Annotated in this window: 14 protein-coding genes; 12 read left to right on the forward strand and 2 right to left on the reverse strand. The window is 59.4% G+C overall.

Annotated features, from left to right (window positions below):
- The first annotated feature begins 747 nt into the window (after positions 1-747).
- The 9 genes from FJ492_RS28065 (at position 748) to FJ492_RS28105 (ending at position 10,963) form a co-directional block, all read left to right on the forward strand.
- Complete coding sequence (locus FJ492_RS28065) at positions 748-1,827, forward strand: transporter (protein ID WP_246676153.1); 1,080 nt, start codon at positions 748-750, stop codon at positions 1,825-1,827.
- 79 nt (positions 1,828-1,906) lie between these two features.
- Positions 1,907-3,412, forward strand: a complete 1,506-nt coding sequence (locus FJ492_RS28070; protein WP_246676154.1) for an arylsulfatase — start codon at positions 1,907-1,909, stop codon at positions 3,410-3,412.
- Positions 3,413-3,540: 128 nt separating this feature from the next.
- The gene (locus tag FJ492_RS28075; protein WP_140773584.1) at positions 3,541-4,449 is read left to right on the forward strand and encodes a formylglycine-generating enzyme family protein; all 909 of its coding nucleotides are present in this window, start codon (positions 3,541-3,543) and stop codon (positions 4,447-4,449) included.
- Positions 4,450-4,649: 200 nt separating this feature from the next.
- On the forward strand, positions 4,650-5,729 hold the full coding sequence (locus tag FJ492_RS28080) for an alpha/beta hydrolase (protein WP_348641922.1): 1,080 nt from the start codon (positions 4,650-4,652) through the stop codon (positions 5,727-5,729).
- Between the two features lie 77 nt (positions 5,730-5,806).
- Positions 5,807-7,639 carry a mechanosensitive ion channel family protein gene (locus FJ492_RS28085; protein ID WP_140773585.1) on the forward strand — a complete coding sequence of 611 codons (1,833 nt, stop codon included), beginning with the start codon at positions 5,807-5,809 and terminating at the stop codon, positions 7,637-7,639.
- A gap of 510 nt (positions 7,640-8,149) precedes the next feature.
- A complete protein-coding gene (locus FJ492_RS28090; RefSeq protein ID WP_140773572.1) occupies positions 8,150-9,100 on the forward strand; it encodes a helix-turn-helix domain-containing protein in 951 nt (316 codons plus the stop codon).
- Between the two features lie 158 nt (positions 9,101-9,258).
- A complete protein-coding gene (locus FJ492_RS28095) occupies positions 9,259-9,528 on the forward strand; it encodes a hypothetical protein (protein WP_246676156.1) in 270 nt (89 codons plus the stop codon).
- 357 nt (positions 9,529-9,885) lie between these two features.
- Positions 9,886-10,338 carry a cysteine rich repeat-containing protein gene (locus FJ492_RS28100; RefSeq protein ID WP_140773576.1) on the forward strand — a complete coding sequence of 151 codons (453 nt, stop codon included), beginning with the start codon at positions 9,886-9,888 and terminating at the stop codon, positions 10,336-10,338.
- Positions 10,339-10,378: 40 nt separating this feature from the next.
- On the forward strand, positions 10,379-10,963 hold the full coding sequence (locus FJ492_RS28105; protein WP_140773577.1) for an OmpA family protein: 585 nt from the start codon (positions 10,379-10,381) through the stop codon (positions 10,961-10,963).
- A 1,408-nt stretch (positions 10,964-12,371) separates the two neighbouring features.
- Here FJ492_RS28105 and FJ492_RS28115 read toward each other — a convergent pair.
- A complete protein-coding gene (locus FJ492_RS28115; protein WP_140773578.1) occupies positions 12,372-12,527 on the reverse strand; it encodes a helix-turn-helix transcriptional regulator in 156 nt (51 codons plus the stop codon).
- 49 nt (positions 12,528-12,576) lie between these two features.
- Positions 12,577-12,825, reverse strand: coding sequence for a helix-turn-helix transcriptional regulator (locus FJ492_RS28120; RefSeq protein ID WP_140773579.1), 249 nt, complete (start codon positions 12,823-12,825; stop codon positions 12,577-12,579).
- Between the two features lie 133 nt (positions 12,826-12,958).
- Between FJ492_RS28120 and FJ492_RS29385 the strand changes: the two genes are divergently transcribed.
- From FJ492_RS29385 to FJ492_RS28135, 3 genes are all read left to right on the forward strand, one after another.
- A complete protein-coding gene (locus FJ492_RS29385; protein ID WP_246676155.1) occupies positions 12,959-13,570 on the forward strand; it encodes a hypothetical protein in 612 nt (203 codons plus the stop codon).
- A gap of 193 nt (positions 13,571-13,763) precedes the next feature.
- Positions 13,764-14,039 (forward strand): hypothetical protein, encoded by a 276-nt coding sequence (locus FJ492_RS28130; protein ID WP_140773580.1) that lies wholly within the window; start codon positions 13,764-13,766, stop codon positions 14,037-14,039.
- On the forward strand, positions 14,036-15,793 hold the full coding sequence (locus FJ492_RS28135; RefSeq protein ID WP_140773581.1) for a recombinase family protein: 1,758 nt from the start codon (positions 14,036-14,038) through the stop codon (positions 15,791-15,793). The genes FJ492_RS28130 and FJ492_RS28135 overlap by 4 nt, the downstream gene beginning before the upstream one ends.
- The last annotated feature ends 119 nt before the right edge of the window (positions 15,794-15,912 follow it).

Consider the following 15,912-nt stretch of genomic DNA (forward strand, 5'->3'; position numbering starts at 1 on the left):
TCCTCCACAGACTGAAGGAACCCGACATGACGCGATATTGCACTACTTCAAATATGTGCAGGGACCGGACGGTTACGCACAACCGATTAGGACGGCAAGATAAAAGGGCGCACATTGTGCGGCGATCGGTTGGCTGTTTCTGCTCGCGTTTTCGCCATTTCTCACACATTGCTCGCCTTCGCTGCAATGTGCGACTTTATAATAAATTATTGATCTGGTGTGAGAATCTCCAAGGTGCGGAGCACATCCGCTGGCCCATACCGGGTTTGCCCCTTATCCTTCAAACGACTGCACTGTGGCCGCTTGCGGAAGGTCAGTTATCAGGGATCGCAGGTGGAAAGCAGCCGTTCCGCTGTTGCGGATCGGCGGTGCCGCGGCGACTCTGGCCCGTGAATGGCGGTCTAGGCGCACAAGGCCACGCCCGGTGCGAGACCGTAGGCATTTCGCATTCGTAGCAGCGCCACCGGTCAATGACCGAACCGGACCGAGGAGTCTGGGAGTGCATGGCCCTGATTGATCGTGATGGCACGACAAGCCTTTACCGCCCCGCGGGCGGTCGGCCAGACCACCGTGGCGGGATTGGTTTGGTCGCTTCCGAAGGCGCCTGCAGTCAACCAGATGATTACGCCTTCATGTTCGTACGGGCCAAGCTCTACGTCTCTGTACGAAGGCAATGATGGCCATTTTGTCAAAACATGGCGCCTTTGCGCAAAGTGGATAGCGGGGCAGTTGTATTAGGCATAGCTTATGAAGAAATTGCGCGAAATCAATTGGCGCAACATTGCCGACTCACGGCTGGCGGGGCCTATGAATAGACAAGACGTATTCTGGAAAAATGTGCTCGGCGTATCCAGCACCCTCGCCCAGGCTGCGATGAGGTGCGGCGCTAAGGCTTTGCTAGGCGTTGCCGTGACTGCGGTCGCCAACCTGGTGATAGTTCCGAGCGTCCAGGCGGCGGAAGGCGGCGCGAGCTTCTATCTCCTCGGTTCGCGCGGTCCCATGGCGGGTTTCACCCCGCCGCCAGGCGTCTATTTCCAGAACGATTTCTACATCTATTCCGGAAACGCGACGGCCGATCTGGATCTCGGTGGAAAGCTCGTGGCCAATGTCCATGCGAGGGCCCTTATCAACCTCTCGACCGCCCTTTGGGTTTCTCCCTGGCAGGTCATGGGCGGCAATCTGGCGTTCACGGCGACAGTGCCGATCGGCGGACCGGATATAACGGGCAGAATTATCCCGAGTCCATTTTCGACTTCCGACAGCATTACTACCTTGGGCGATCCGGTGCTTGGAACTTTCGTCGGCTGGCACAGCGGAGACCTTCACTGGCAGACCGGAGTGAGCGTGAACGTGCCACTTGGCGATTACCATGAAGGAAACATCGCCAATCTGTCGTTCAACCACTGGGCCGCGGATATATACGCATCTGGTACGTGGCTGAATTCCGCTACAGGCCTTGAACTCTCCGCGGCGGCCGGAATCACTTTCAACGGCGAGGATACGGCGACCCATTACAAGAACGGCACGGACTTCCACTTCGAGGGGACGATCGACCAGCACTTCAGCAAGGCGTTCGACGTGGGTTTGGTTGGCTATTATTACAACCAACTGACCGACGATACCGGCTCCGGAGTCCCCCCGGTGCTTGGCGGGTTTCAAGGCGAAGTGGCGGCGATCGGAGCCACCGCGGGCTATAACTTTCAGGTTGGCAAGCTGCCGGTCTCGACTCGGATCAAATATTACCACGAGTTCGATGCCAAAAATCGTCTGGAAGGCGACTCAGTCTTCCTAACGGTTGCCATGCCGCTTTGGGTGGCTGGGCACTGATCAGAAGAAAGGCGGGTACGTTCAGTCGGTCTAAGCCAAGGCCAGGCTAGCGCCGACAAATCAAGGGAGGGCGAAAAAGGTGAACAACGATCAGGACTTGCCGGAAGCCGGTATCGGCACCAAAATTACGCGGCGCGACGCATTGATGGCCGGCACGGCGGCTGCCGTTTCGCGGTTTGCCGCACCGGTCGGCCTTTCGGGCGCGCTCGCTGGCCTTGCCGGCGTCGAGCAAGCGGCGGCCCAACCGGCACGCCCCAACATCGTCTACATCATCTCCGACGACCAGGGGTGGAAGGACGTCGGCTTCCACGGCTCGGACATCAAGACGCCCAATATCGACAAGCTCGCCGCCGAAGGCGCGCGGCTGGAGCAATTCTATGCCCAGCCGATGTGCACACCCACCCGCGCGGCGCTGATGACGGGGCGCTATCCGTTGCGCTACGGGCTGCAGATGGGCGTTATTCCGTCGGGCGGCAGTTACGGCCTTGCCACCGACGAGTATCTCCTGCCCCAGATGCTCAAGGACGCAGGATACAAGACCGCGATGGTGGGCAAGTGGCATCTTGGTCACGCAAAGACTGAATACTGGCCGCGTCAGCGAGGCTTTGATTCGTTCTATGGCGCCCTGGTTGGCGAGATCGACCATTTTGAGCACGCTTCCCATGGCGTGAAGGACTGGTATCGCAACAACAAGCCGCTGAAGGAGCATGGCTTCGACAACACTCTGTTCGGCAAGGAAGCGGCCAACGTCATCGACAAACATGACGGGAAAGCGCCGTTGTTTCTCTATCTGGCATTCACTGCGCCGCATTCACCGTTTCAGGCGCCCGACGAATATGTCAAGAAATACGCTCACGTGGCTGATGAGCAGCGCCGGCTTTACTCGGCCATGGTTTCCGTCATGGACGACGAAATCGGACGTGTCGTTGCCGCGCTCGAGAAGAAGAAGATGCGTGACGATACAATCGTCATCTTCCAGAGCGACAATGGCGGCGTGCGGGACGCGATGTTTGCGGGCGAATCGAAGGTCGGAAACAGCCTTCCGGCTGACAATGGGCCGTACCGCAGCGGCAAAGGCACGCTTTATGAGGGCGGCACCCGTGTCTGCGCCCTGGCGAATTGGCCGGGCAAGGTGAAGGCGGGCGACGTGAACGGCATGATACATGTCTCGGACATCTATCCGACTCTCGCCGGGCTTGCCGGAGCGAAGCCAACCAAGAACAAGCCCCTCGACGGCATGGATGTCTGGGGGACGATCAGCGAAGGCAAACCCTCGCCCCGCAGCGAAATGGTCTACAATGTCGACCCGACAGGCGGAGCAATCCGTGAGGGCGATGTGAAGCTTGTATGGTCGGCCGGCGTGTTGGAGCGCGTCGAACTGTTCGACCTCGCCGCCGACAAGTCCGAAACTACCAACCTGGCCGATAAGAAGCCGGACAGTGTCAAGGAAATGAAGGCGAAGATCGTGGAAATCGCCAAGCAAATGGCACCGCCGCTGCTGATCGGGGAGGCGATCAAGCTGACCTTCGGTGCACCGCCAATTGCTGCGGATCCATCGTCGATGTTCAATCAACTCGGAGACTAGTCCCGCTCGGTTCAAAGTTCGTGTTCTATGGAACTATAGTCATGAGTGATGCAGGCATGGCTGTGTCGTCTACGGAGGATTTGGAGCATGTTCGCTCCGTTCCTAGGCACAGCCCGCTATTTCCGAACATGGTGCGAATCCCTGGTGGCGAATTCCTGATGGGATCAGACCACCATTATCCGGAAGAGGCCCCAACTCACCGCGTCGTGGTTGATGGTTTCTGGGCGGATGTGACGACTGTCACGAACAATGATTTTGCGAAGTTCGTCGCGGCGACGGGGTACGTGACGCTGGCTGAGCGTCCCGCCAATGCAGCCGAGTATCCCGACGCGCCGGCGGAGATGCTCGCTCCCGCATCAGCGATATTCGTCCGACCGCCGCCTGGCACCAGCCGAAGCGACCATTACCGGTGGTGGGCGTATGTGAAGGGTGCCAATTGGCGCCATCCGCGTGGGCCTGCGAGTTCTATCAAAGGTCTCAATAACCACCCGGTAGTCCACCTCGCATTTGAGGATGCCGAAGCCTATGCGAACTGGGTGGGAAAGGCGCTCCCGACCGAGGCGGAATGGGAGTTCGCGGCCCGTGGAGGATTGGACGGCACAGAGTTCGTATGGGGCGACGAATTGACCCCCGGCGGCCGGCATATGGCCAACACCTATCAGGGCGACTTCCCATTCCGCAACGATTGCGAGGATGGCTACGAGTGGACCGCTCCAGTCGGCTCGTTTCCTCCAAACGGCTATGGGCTCTACGACATGGCAGGCAACGTCTGGCAGTGGACCACGGACTGGTACCAGGAGCATCGCCGCATCGAAAGCCCATGTTGCACGATGACAGATCCGCGCGGCGGCGAGCGCGACGCGAGCTACGATCCGCTGACGCCTGACATCAGGATTCCGCGCAAGGTCACCAAGGGCGGGTCCTTCCTCTGCGCGCCCATCTACTGCCGGCGTTATCGTCCCGCCGCGCGCATGGCCCAGGCGGTAGACACGTCCACTTGCCACCTCGGCTTCCGTTGTATCGTGCGTCCGGTGTGAGGGACGGGGTGCCAAAGCTCGGCTGGCATAACCCGCAAGAGCAAAGGAGGGTAATGGCACAGTCTAGATGGGCGGGTAGGCAGGCTGTATGGAGTATATCAACTCTGTTCCTCATGCTGACGGGGTGCGGAGCAGGACCAGAAGGCGTTTTGGCGCCAATCCCGGCGAATCTGGTATCGTCGGCGGCATCAGATGTAACGATGCTGGTCGCAACCAGCCGCAAGCCTTCCGGCGACCCAGCGACCCTGTTTACAGGCGAGCGCAGCCCGGCGCTTTCCATGACCGATCTGACCATTTCAATACCGCCGAAGCGGGCGCCCGGCACCGTCGAATGGCCAAAAACGCTGCCACCGAATCCCGACAAGGACTTTGCTGTTGTTGCCGTGAAAAACCTGTCGATTCCCGAGGCTCACAATTGGCTACATTCTCACAATTCGAACGGCCATGTTCTCGTGTTCGTACATGGCTTCAACAACCGTTATGAAGATTCGGTTTTTCGCTTCGCGCAGTTTGTGCATGACTCGCGAGCAAAGGTCGTGCCTATACTTTTCACGTGGCCTTCACGCGCGAGTGTGCTCGGTTACAACTACGACAAGGAAAGCACCAATTTCTCACGGACTGCGTTCGAGCGAACTTTGAAGGCCTTGGCGGACGACCGCAGCGTGACGGACATTACCGTCATGGCTCACTCGATGGGAACATGGCTTGCCATGGAGTCGCTGAGGCAGATGGCATTGGAGGAGGGGCAGGTTTCGCCCAAGATCAGGAACGTCATCCTTGCATCTCCCGACCTCGATGTGGATGTCTTTGGTCGCCAGTGGACCGAACTTGGACCGAAAAAACCGAAATTCACGATCACCGTTTCAAGGGATGATCGGGCGCTTGCGGTCTCGCGTCTGATTGCAGGCAATGTCGATCGGGTTGGGCAGGCTGATCCGTCAAAGGAGCCGTACAAATCGAAGCTGGAGGCAGCCGGAATAACCGTCCTCGATTTGACCGACGTGAAGACCGACGATCGCTTGAACCACAGCAAGTTTGCCGAAAGCCCGGAAATCGTGCAGTTGTTGGGCGCGCAATTGGGTTCCGGTCAAATCCTGACCGACTCGCGAGTAGGCCTTGGGGACAAGCTGGGTCTGATGGTTGCCGGCACGGTCGACACGGTTGGCAACGCCGCGGCAGCGACGGTCAGTGCGCCCATTACGACGGTCGAGGGGAAAGCGGGCAAACCCGCGCCCGACGAACTGGAGACGATCCTGAAGGGCGATGCGACCACCGACTGATCCGTACTGGAGAACCGACGCCCAGGACTTGTCGGCTACCACGGGCGAGGCGCTGAGGGGGAGAATTCGTGGACACGATGGCGGAAACAGACGTTCCTTCGTTGATTTGGGGGTTAGAACAGCTCGCCGAGCGTTTGGTCTCCGGACTGTTCGCGCGGTTTGCCGCTTTGGCCGACGTCCCCGTCGAACTTGAAAACCTGAAGGCTTCGCTTGCGGCTGGGGGAACGCCTCTTCTTGTGCTCTTGTTCGAGATTGTGTTGCTTGTTGCACTCGTCGCGGGGGTGTTCATCCTGCTTGCCCGGCGGTTCAAGAAGAAGAGCGCCCCAAGTAGTGGATGGCGCAGATTCTTCGCGGGCGTGACGGCTACTGTGGTGGCTCTGGTGATCGGTTTCATTGCGGCGCGGCTGCTGGGCGGTTCTGGCATGCCTTTGCAAACTCTTCGGCTTTGGACGGTGGCGACCGTGCTCGGCGTCATCACTGTCGCCGCTTTCAGATCACTATTGATGGCATCGCGGCGAACCGAGTTCGCAGAGCGCTCCGCCCATCTTGTGGCCCTGGTGCGCGACCTCACGCTTGCCGTTGGCTTGGCGATCATCGCCGTTACGCTGCTCGCGACGTTGCGGCTCTGGAGCGTCGGGCCGGCCTTGGACGATCTCCTGCGAACAGGCTCGGCAATCCCAATCTACCTCCTGTTTGCATGGACGGTATGGCGGCACAGACGCACAATGGCAGCCGCAGTCGCCGGTCCACGCCCCAGAGGCCGCTGGCGTACCCATCTCGCCAAAATGTGGCCGGCAATCGTGATCGCGTTCGTGATGATCACCTTTCTCAGCACTCAGGCCGCGCTGACTTTGGGAGCCTCGCTTCGCGGGTCGGCCGTTCTGCTGACGGCGTTGTTGTTTCTCGCGGCGCCGCATCTCGACGCAATGATCGGGAACTGGGCGCAACGCGGATTGGAGTCTCCTGACATCTCGATCTTGGCAGCTTCAGGGCGACAGACCGCCCGCTTCACCGTTGTGGCTGCCTCGATTGCCATGCTGGGAACGCTATGGACGACGCCGCTGGCTGCCGGGTTCGCCATAGATCTGCGAGAGGTCGCCAAGGGCGCATTTGGGGTGGCGTCGATCATGTTGGCGGCGGCGTTTTTGTGGAACGTGGTCGGCACGGGGACGGCTCGCGCCTTGCGCGCGGAGTTGCCCACCGCAGATGCTGACGAGGAGGCCCTGGGTGCGCCGCGTTCGCGGCTGGGCACGCTGGTGCCGCTGGTCAGCGCGGTCGGCAAATCGAGCATTCTGGCCTTGGCGCTGCTCTCGATCCTAGTGTCGATCGGGGTCAATGTCTGGCCACTGATCGCCGGCTTGAGCGTGTTCGGGCTGGCCATCGGCTTCGGCTCGCAGACCCTGGTGAAGGACCTGGTCTCCGGGTTGTTTTTCCTGATCGACGACGCATTCCGCTTCGGCGAATATATCGAAACGTCAGGCGCCAAGGGAACCGTAGAAAAAATCTCGGTCCGGTCGGTTTCCCTGCGCCATCAGCGCGGCGCCTTGGCGACAATCCCCTATGGCTCGATTGGCAAGATTCAGAATTTCAGCCGCGACTGGATGATCGAGAAACTGACCTTTCGCGTTGCATTCAACACCGATGTCGAAAAGGTCCGCAAAATTTTCAAGAAGATCGGCCAGGATATTTCGGCCAACCCGGAACTTGCTGGAGATCTGCTCGAGCCGTTCAAGAGCCAGGGAATTGCCGAGGTTGAGGACGGTACGCTGGTCATCCGGGCCAAATTCAAGGCGAAAGCGGGCAGACACTTCATGATCCGCCGCGCGGCTCTGATGGCCGTGCAGCAGGCATTTCAGGAAAACGGCATTCAGGCCGTCCCAAAGCCACTAACCTCTAATGCCTCAGGATAAGGCGGCGCTTTGCGATGCGCATAGTAAAATTGGCGCGCTTTATATGGGAAGTGCTGACACGCGTCGGATCAGGATTGGCTTTTCAATACGCGTCTTAGGCGCGCCAGTGCAGACGGCCGGGCTGGAGGGCTATGGCGCTTCCGGTTCGCCGCACGCTTGATCAGCACCGCATCATAGTCATCTCGGCGCCGAGGGCCTGCTCGACCACGTTCAGATCGGCGCCGACCATGCCCTCATGCCTCCCGCCGAAATACGCGGCATGGTTGACTGGGCAGTGCGTCCAGGCTGGCGATGAGTTCGGGCGGCAGGCTACCGATCTGCACTTGGTCGCATCGTCAACGTTTTTCGCGCCGATTGATCTGGCGCAATTTAAGAATAAGCTATCCCTAATATAACTGCGCTGCTATCCGCTTTGCGCAAAGGATCAAATTCTTGACCTCGTGGCCTTCATCGCCTTCGCACAGGGATGTGCAGCTTGGCCCGGACCAACTTGGAAGCGCAGCCTCGGGAATGCTGGTGAAAATTGACCAGCTTTCGGCCGGCGGGGCACCGTCACGCATCCGACAAATTCAATCTCATGGCAAGTGGGCGCTTGACTTGGCCAACTTCAATTGCAGCGTACATGCCAATGGCGGACTGGATAGCGACTCAGTGGTCGTATTGGCCGTGGAGCGCGCCTGCGGATCGACAATTTGCCGCATTCCACTTGAGGACGGCATGGTCGTCACAATCCCTGCTGGCTCGATGATAACCGCAACTATCCAGCCCGGTCTTAGCTATGCGGCCTCCGTGATTCCGACCGCCCTCTGGGCTGAAGTTCAGGCGCTTGCCGTGGGAATGTTCGCGGAGCAGGTCGCCGATCATCCCAAGGCCGTCAGGCTCTCATTCAACCAAGCACGAATGGTCCAGAACCAGGTGGAGGCGACTGCGAACAATCTCGCGGCAGCGGCGGGCGATCCAATTCAACTGGAGCAGCCCCCCGATGCATTCCTGGAATATTTGGGGGCACTGGCTGGGGCTCGGGCTATTGCAGACGGTCGTGCACTCACGATCGATCATTCTCCACGTCGATATCTCCGCCAGGCCTGGACGGCTGAGGATTTCATCCGCGCCCACATTCGAGAAGAGCTACCGATCATTCGGTTGTGCAGGGAAGTCGGCGTGAGTCGCCGCCAACTGGAGTACGCATTTCGTGCGACCTTCGCGGCAAGTCCATTGGAATTCATACGCAGTCTCCGCCTAAACGAAGCCAGACGAGAACTGACGACTGCACGTGCCAATGGCCTGAATGTGACGAAGGTTGCGATGGATGTTGGGATTACCCACCTTGGACGTTTCGCGACGAGCTATCGGCAACTGTTCGGTGAATCCCCAAAGGAAACATTCCTTCGTGCGGGAATATCGCGGCCGCGCCAGAAGCCGGCCGACGCAACGGATCGCCGGCCTGCGCCAATCGAATAGTGCTGTGCCACCACGGAACCGATAATGGGTTTTATCGGAGTTGCGCAATTCGGATAGCGGCGGTTGCACCCGAAAGGTAGTTTTCTTCCCTCTTGGGAGGATTAACAATGAAAAAAATTGGCCTGAAGGTAACCGGCGCTGCCGGGGTTGCCGCAATAATGTTTGCCGGCCTGCTCGATCCGGTTGCGCCGTTTGCCCCCTTCGTCGGCTACGCTCAAGCAAGAGTGGGGCATCCGCTCACGCCTGGCAGCGCTGCCGGGGTCGCCAGACGAACCACACGCCGGGTGATCCGCCGTTCAACTGTCTACGTGACGAAGCTGCCTGCGGCCTGTGCGAAGACCTCGGTCAACGGGATCCTGCTATGGCACTGCGGCGGCGCCTATTATCAGCCATCCGGCGGACGTTATGTCATCGTTTCCGTACATTAGCTGAGATGCGGCACTTGGGGGCGAATGCTGGAGGCCTCTCGTTGGTACCGGAAGCCGCATATCCAGAACTCACTACCCTCGGGCGAAGGTGAGCGCGTCCCCAACTTCCATAGAGATAACGACCGTGTTCTCGACCGTGATGTCCCCAACTGGATTTGGACCGACGAACTCGCCGGTACCCGCGCAGCACGCGCTGGCTCCTGGTTCCAACAAGCCCCATCTCCCGAGCCCCCCTGAGGTGCGTCGGAGCCGGCGTATCGGCCATTCTCTTGAACCGTTGTTGCGCCACCGTGGCTGCCTTAGCCGCCAGCGTCCAGACTGACTGACAACCTCGATGCCCAAAGCCAGGAGCAGTAAATGATACTAAGATTTGAAATACGCGCGCTTGCCGTGTCGGTAATTCTGGGGCTTCCTTTCACAAATTTCGTCGGTGCCGCAACGATGAGCTTTGGCGATGCGGTTGGCCTCTGGGCGCAAGCATGCGGCGCTGAAGTGCCAAACGTGTGCAAGGGCATTAGGCCCGGCAGCGGACAACTGGTCCCCTGTATCTCAGCCAAGGCATCGCCGGTTTGCCAAGCTGCGACAACTACGTTTTTGGCCAACATGAATGCTCGTCTGACTGCGCAGGCAGACGCGCCGAAATCATGTGCCGCCGACGTCAAACGCTACTGTTCGACGCAGAAGAAGGGCCAGGCCAGGGTCCTGAGATGCCTGACGACGGGTGAGAATTTTCGCAGACTGATGAATTCATGCAAACAAGCGATGACTGATGCGGGCTGGCTGGACGTTGTTTCTAAAAAGTCGAATTAGGCAACAGTCGGTCAAAGCGCGTAAACATCCGAGGGACAACATGAACATGAGATATTTGGGATACGTCGCTGTATGCCTGACGGCGTCGGTGCTTGGCGGCGGAACGGGGCACACTCAAAATCAGATTACTTATGGCCAAGCCGTTCAGGGTCTCGTGCAATCTGGTAAGGCTGCTGGCAAAGTGGGCATCGACACTGCAGCGATTCGGGCCGACATCCAAACCCGGATCAACGCGAACGCGAGTGGACCCGAACCGATGATGGCTGCGTTCGCCAAACTTCCACACTTCATCGTGCAAATCCAATTCGACCTGAATTCCGATGTCATTCGGCCCGAGTCCTGGGTCACGATGGGGCGAATTGCCGACGCGCTCCACAATCCACTCCTGTTGGGCAATCGGTTCGTCATCGCTGGCAACACCGACAATACGGGTTCGCGGCAAAGCAATCTGGACCTTAGCCAGAGACGGGCAGACGCCGTCGCCGAGATGCTTGTAACTGTCTTCCACGTTGACCAAGCGAGGCTGCTTCCCCTGGGATTAGGTGAAGAAAATCCCTTCGATCCCAATAACCCCGCGGACGGTGTGAATCGCCGCGTCGAGTTGTTCAACATCGGACCAAAGTGAAAGACGACCGGTTGCCGTCGGAACGGGGAGAAATGCTTCAACAGGAGCCTTGCTGCTGCGCGATACGGCAAAGTCTTTCCAATGGTTGATTTAATGCATGGTCTCATATCCAAGCGGATGTAGAACACAAGGCACGGGTCGCTAACCGCTGGGCTGCCCGCCGAAGCAACACCGAGCAGAGGATACTGGCAGTCCGAAAAAAAAACAGCAACCTGTGACGTAGCCGCTCCTTCTCTGGAGGTGCCTCCTCGACACCCTAGGCGAGAAACTCGCGCGTCCTCCGGAACGTCAGATTCGACGCGTTGTCGAATCCGGATAAGCTGTTCGCGAATGCCGGAATCGGCAAACGCGGCCGACATTTGGCACACTCGATTGTTTCCCAAGTAACATCGACAGCTACACCTAGCCCGCTTGCCTGATGTTCGGGATGTTTCTCCCTCTTGGTGCAAGGACTGGGCCAGCGTCCCGAATGTCTGCTTTCAAGCAGCCGCAAAGCAGACCTCGAGGTCCGGTTGGAGGCGCAAACCCGCCGCTCGCTCGCTACGGCGCTGTTTAGGGCGCGCTCGCGAGCGGCTACGCGGGCTTATTCTGAATGACTGCTTTTCGCTTTGCGAACGATTGTTTCCGGCTCCGTCCCTTCGAAATGAGAACATTGGTCAATACCGGAATCCAGGTATTGACCGCAGGCGAGCCCCATAGCTTGCGAGGGCGGCTTCTGATCGCGCTGGTACGTCGTGCGCCTCCAAGTCGGGGCGCATAAATCGCTGGTCCCGACGGCTCAATTCAGAAGCCGGTCCGCTCGTGGAGAGAGGCTCAGCTACGCATGTGATCGGCCTCAGAAAAAACGCCCGCATCAGGACGATCTCACCGCGCCATTCGGTGGTGACAACCTGTAGCAGATGGTCTGTTCCGAGGCGGTCATTGCGTGGGCCTTACTTCTGGAAACTCTGTGGCATCAATGTCCGCATCCTCAAGCTACGAGACCGGCAGACCTCCGAGAGCTGGCGACGAGCATGCCGCACGACTATGCCATCCGAGCCAACTGTGGCACCTTTCGCTCCACCATCGTGGCAGATGGCTAAGCCTGATTATTCTATTGTGGCGCCGAACTACTCAGCCCAACGATCAGCCCTCGCGAAGTCCAGTGGGCTTGGTCACAAGACCGTGGTCGCGCCTGCAAAGAAATCAGCACGTCCGGAAGGCGATTTCGTTTACCCAGGGGCGAGGCCGTTTGATGGCCGCTGCGATTGTCTGCTTCAAGGCGATTAAGAATCTAGTCTCGCCGTCCAACATCAGGCGCGAAGCCGCCGCTCGCCCCTCTTCAGCGCCCTTTGATAGCGCGCTAGCGAGCGGCCTCCGCCTAGATCATTCCTATGGAAACTGACTGGGGATAATCACTCGGCTTGGCCTACTCCAAGTGACTTACTCCTAGCATCTGGGCAGGTTCATAAAGAGTGACCACCGTGGGGTTCTGCCGACCGCGTTCGCGGCTGCTCAGATACAACTGACGGAATCCAGAACGTGCCTCTACGTCTTCCTGAGGCAGGCCTTTCTCGCCGAACACGCGCGAAGTAGCTGACGCGTTTCAACGCGTCGGACAATCGAGGTTTACTCTATTCGTCAGGTTCAGACTTCGATCTCTGCGCATCAGTTGAGGGCCGTTTCAGCAATTCAGCGACATCCACGCCCAGCACTTCAGCCAGTCGGTCAACAACATCGATGCTCGCGTTGTACACGTTGCGTTCCAATGCACTGATATAGGTGCGATCGATCCCAGCCCGGTGCGCAAGCTCTTCCTGAGACAGGCCTCTAGCCCGCCGCAAGGCTCTTAGGTTTTGCGCAAACGCTTCCCGGATTTCCATGCCTCCGAGAACAGTGCCTTGCAGAGTATTTCACCACGGAGTATTCTCTACAAATCACATTCGGCGAACTGGGTTCCGCTCTGGGTTTGGACCGACTTAGCGGGAAACTTGTTCCACGGAAGGAGACCAGGACGTGGCAGCGAAAAAGCCGAGTGCTCTCGTCGCAAGCCGTAACGAGACGGAATTGCAAACGGCAGCCCTACGCGATCCCGCACTTCTGCTAGTGAGCGATTGGCGAATGGCTCGGTACGTCTCCACGCTGCTATGCCGCGTGCAGCAGCGATTGGAGAGCCAAATCATGGTCAATCCCGGAATTCAGGGATTGACCGCAGATTCACCAACGCGAGCTAGCGACGGAGCCGCGCATACTCTCGGTGGTCCACGGGAGTATGCCGTTGCGCGCGAGGCTGAGGTCTTTGCGATGACCGAAGCTCTAAAACTTCAAGATTCGATCCCTGAGGTCGCGGCTACTTCGCTCATCGGCGTCATCGCCAAGTTAGAAATGATCGTCGGAGCCGATCGAGATATTGGTGACCCTACCGACTTCCCGTGGCCGCACATATCTTCCGTACTGCGTGACTTAAAGGCGATCGCGGGAGGTTTGCCGGTTGGTCGCCGGAGCCGAGCAACGACGCGGAGCGATGTCGCCAAGCATTGGGAGTCCGCAGTCAAGCTGGTCGCGGCGCTGAAAGCGGAAGGCGAGGCGGAGCAGTGTAGCGATGTAGCCGACCGACACGCCTTCTGAAGTGATGGTGCGCCCGGATGTGACCATCAGGACGTTGCCACTTGGCGCCGGCAGCCCGACCTTAACGATTGAGACGAAACCGCACGGCGCAAGTTATTGCACGCTGTGGCCCTACGACATGAACTTCGTGCTTTCCTTCGCCGTCCGGAGGACTCTGATGGCAGGTCGATCCACTATTGGGAGAGCGACCGCGATGGCAGAGGAAACCAGGGTTGGGCCGCAGGCGTTCGCTCCGGCGAACGACAACAGTGACCTTGCCAGCCCAAGGGAGCGCTCGGAGCTCATGCCTGCGGCCAGGCTGGATCGGGTCGTGCTGGATATTGCCCGGATGATCGGCCGGCAGCTGGCGCGGGAGGCATTCGAGGCGCGGGTGGTGGCCAACGACAATCGGCCGGACCGCCGAAAGGGAGAGGGCGGGGAGCTGGATCGCAAACCCCCTGGGAACAGGAGAGAGGATCTGCCGCCATGACACGTGTCGCACTCTATGCCCGCTATTCTTCCGACAGCCAGAGGGAAGCCTCCATCGAAGACCAGGTGAGGCTGTGCCGCGAACTGGCGGCGCGGGAGGGCTGGAGCGTGGCGGGAACCTATGAGGATGCGGCGATCTCCGGCGCCAGCACGGTGCTGCGGCCGGGCATCCAGCATTTGGTACGCGATGCCCAGCGCAGCCGCTTCGAGGTGGTGCTGGCCGAGGCGCTCGATCGCATCAGCCGCGACCAGGCAGATGTCGCCACTCTCTTCAAGCATCTCAAATTCGCCGGCGTTGCCATCGTCACTTTGGCCGAGGGCGAGATCAGCGAACTGCATGTCGGCCTCAAGGGCACTATGAATGCTCTGTTCCTCAAGGACCTCGCCCTCAAGACCCATCGCGGCCTGCGGGGGAGGGTGGAGAAGGGCAAGGCCGGAGGCGGGCTGTGCTACGGCTACCGGGTGTTGAAGAAACTGGATACCGCCGGCGAACCCATTCGGGGCGACCGCGAGATCGTACCGGAGGAAGCGACCATCGTGCGCCGCATCTTCCGCGAGTTCGCCGCCGGCAAGAGCCCGAAGGCGATCGCCGTCGACCTCAACAAGGAGGGCGTTCCTGGTCCACTCGGTCGTCACTGGGGCGATACCAGTGTACGCGGACATGTAATCCGGGGTACCGGCGTCATTAACAACGAGCTCTATACCGGTGTGCTGGTTTGGAACCGCTTGCACTTCGTCAAAGATCCCGCCACCGGCAAGCGCGTCTCTCGGGCAAATCCGCCAATCAAATGGGTCCGCACCGAGGTGCCTCATCTCAGGATCGTCGAGGGCGAATTGTGGCACGCCGTGAAGGAGAGACAGAAATCCATCGCCAGCCAGTTCGAGGTGGTGGCTATCGCCACGCGCAAGGCCCGGGCGAGGAAGCTGCACACCATGAAGCGGCCGGTCTCTCTGCTTTCCGGCTTGCTCACTTGCGGCTGCTGTGGTGGGCGCTACGGGTTGTTCACACGCGAGCGCTATGCCTGTCTCAATCACCAGCGCCGGGGCATCTGCGACAACAACCGTACCATCACCCGCCAGAAGATCGAGCAGCGAGTCCTCGCAGGCCTGAAGGAGAGGCTCGTTTCGGCCGATGCCGTGGCCGAGGCGATCCGAGCCTATGCGCAGGAGACCAACCGCCTCAACCAGGAGCGTCGCGCGCAAGGCGAACAGGACCGCAAGGCGCTCGACAAGATCGAGCGCGCCATCGCCAGCATCATCGACGCGATCGAGGATGGACTTTACCAACCTTCGATGAAAGCGAGAATGGAAGACCTGGAGATCCAGAAGGCGGAGATCACCGCGCGTCTGGCGGTGGCGCCCACTGACGTGCCCGACCTGCATCCCGACGTCGCCACTCTTTATAAGAAGCGGGTCGAGCAGTTCACGCGAGCGCTCGCCGAAAATGAGGACGGGCGTCCAGCCGCCGAGGCGTTGCGCTCTTTGATCGGAGAGATCGTACTCACGCCAGGCGACAAGCGCGGGGAGGTCTATGCCGAGCTACGCGGCGAGTTGTTCGGCATCCTCGAGTTCGCCAAACCTGACCAACATCAAACGTCCGGCGATGTTATGACAAAAGGGGTTGCGGGTCCCCGCAACCAAACTTACCCTGTACGGCCCGCCAGGCTCAAAGCTTGGCGGGCCGTTTTGCATTCGGATAAGCGCCGCCTTGGATTTGAGCCCCTCTTTTTGGGTGCGGCAGAATCGCTTTTTTAATGTAAGTCTTTGCCGACCTTCTGCTGCATCTCACAGCATAACGGTAAGCGGTGTTTTCAGGCCACGGCCTTAAGCTCGGGAGCGGCGACGTAGGCCCACGGCAGGAGATCGTCGATCTG

This window comes from Mesorhizobium sp. B2-5-4, from assembly GCF_006441095.1.
Classification (GTDB): domain Bacteria; phylum Pseudomonadota; class Alphaproteobacteria; order Rhizobiales; family Rhizobiaceae; genus Mesorhizobium; species Mesorhizobium salmacidum.

What these genes read in the sequence shown, in the direction of transcription:
- FJ492_RS28075 (WP_140773584.1), top strand. Translation starts at nt 3,541, where the DNA reads ATGGTGCGAATCCCTGGTGGCGAATTCCTGATGGGATCAGACCACCAT.
- FJ492_RS28100 (WP_140773576.1), top strand. Translation starts at nt 9,886, where the DNA reads ATGATACTAAGATTTGAAATACGCGCGCTTGCCGTGTCGGTAATTCTG.
- FJ492_RS28095 (WP_246676156.1), top strand. Translation starts at nt 9,259, where the DNA reads ATGTTTGCCGGCCTGCTCGATCCGGTTGCGCCGTTTGCCCCCTTCGTC.
- FJ492_RS28090 (WP_140773572.1), top strand. Translation starts at nt 8,150, where the DNA reads ATGCTGGTGAAAATTGACCAGCTTTCGGCCGGCGGGGCACCGTCACGC.
- FJ492_RS28135 (WP_140773581.1), top strand. Translation starts at nt 14,036, where the DNA reads ATGACACGTGTCGCACTCTATGCCCGCTATTCTTCCGACAGCCAGAGG.
- FJ492_RS28080 (WP_348641922.1), top strand. Translation starts at nt 4,650, where the DNA reads ATGCTGGTCGCAACCAGCCGCAAGCCTTCCGGCGACCCAGCGACCCTG.
- FJ492_RS28120 (WP_140773579.1), bottom strand. Translation starts at nt 12,825, where the DNA reads ATGGAAATCCGGGAAGCGTTTGCGCAAAACCTAAGAGCCTTGCGGCGG.
- FJ492_RS28065 (WP_246676153.1), top strand. Translation starts at nt 748, where the DNA reads ATGAAGAAATTGCGCGAAATCAATTGGCGCAACATTGCCGACTCACGG.
- FJ492_RS28130 (WP_140773580.1), top strand. Translation starts at nt 13,764, where the DNA reads ATGGCAGAGGAAACCAGGGTTGGGCCGCAGGCGTTCGCTCCGGCGAAC.
- FJ492_RS28105 (WP_140773577.1), top strand. Translation starts at nt 10,379, where the DNA reads ATGAACATGAGATATTTGGGATACGTCGCTGTATGCCTGACGGCGTCG.
- FJ492_RS28085 (WP_140773585.1), top strand. Translation starts at nt 5,807, where the DNA reads ATGGCGGAAACAGACGTTCCTTCGTTGATTTGGGGGTTAGAACAGCTC.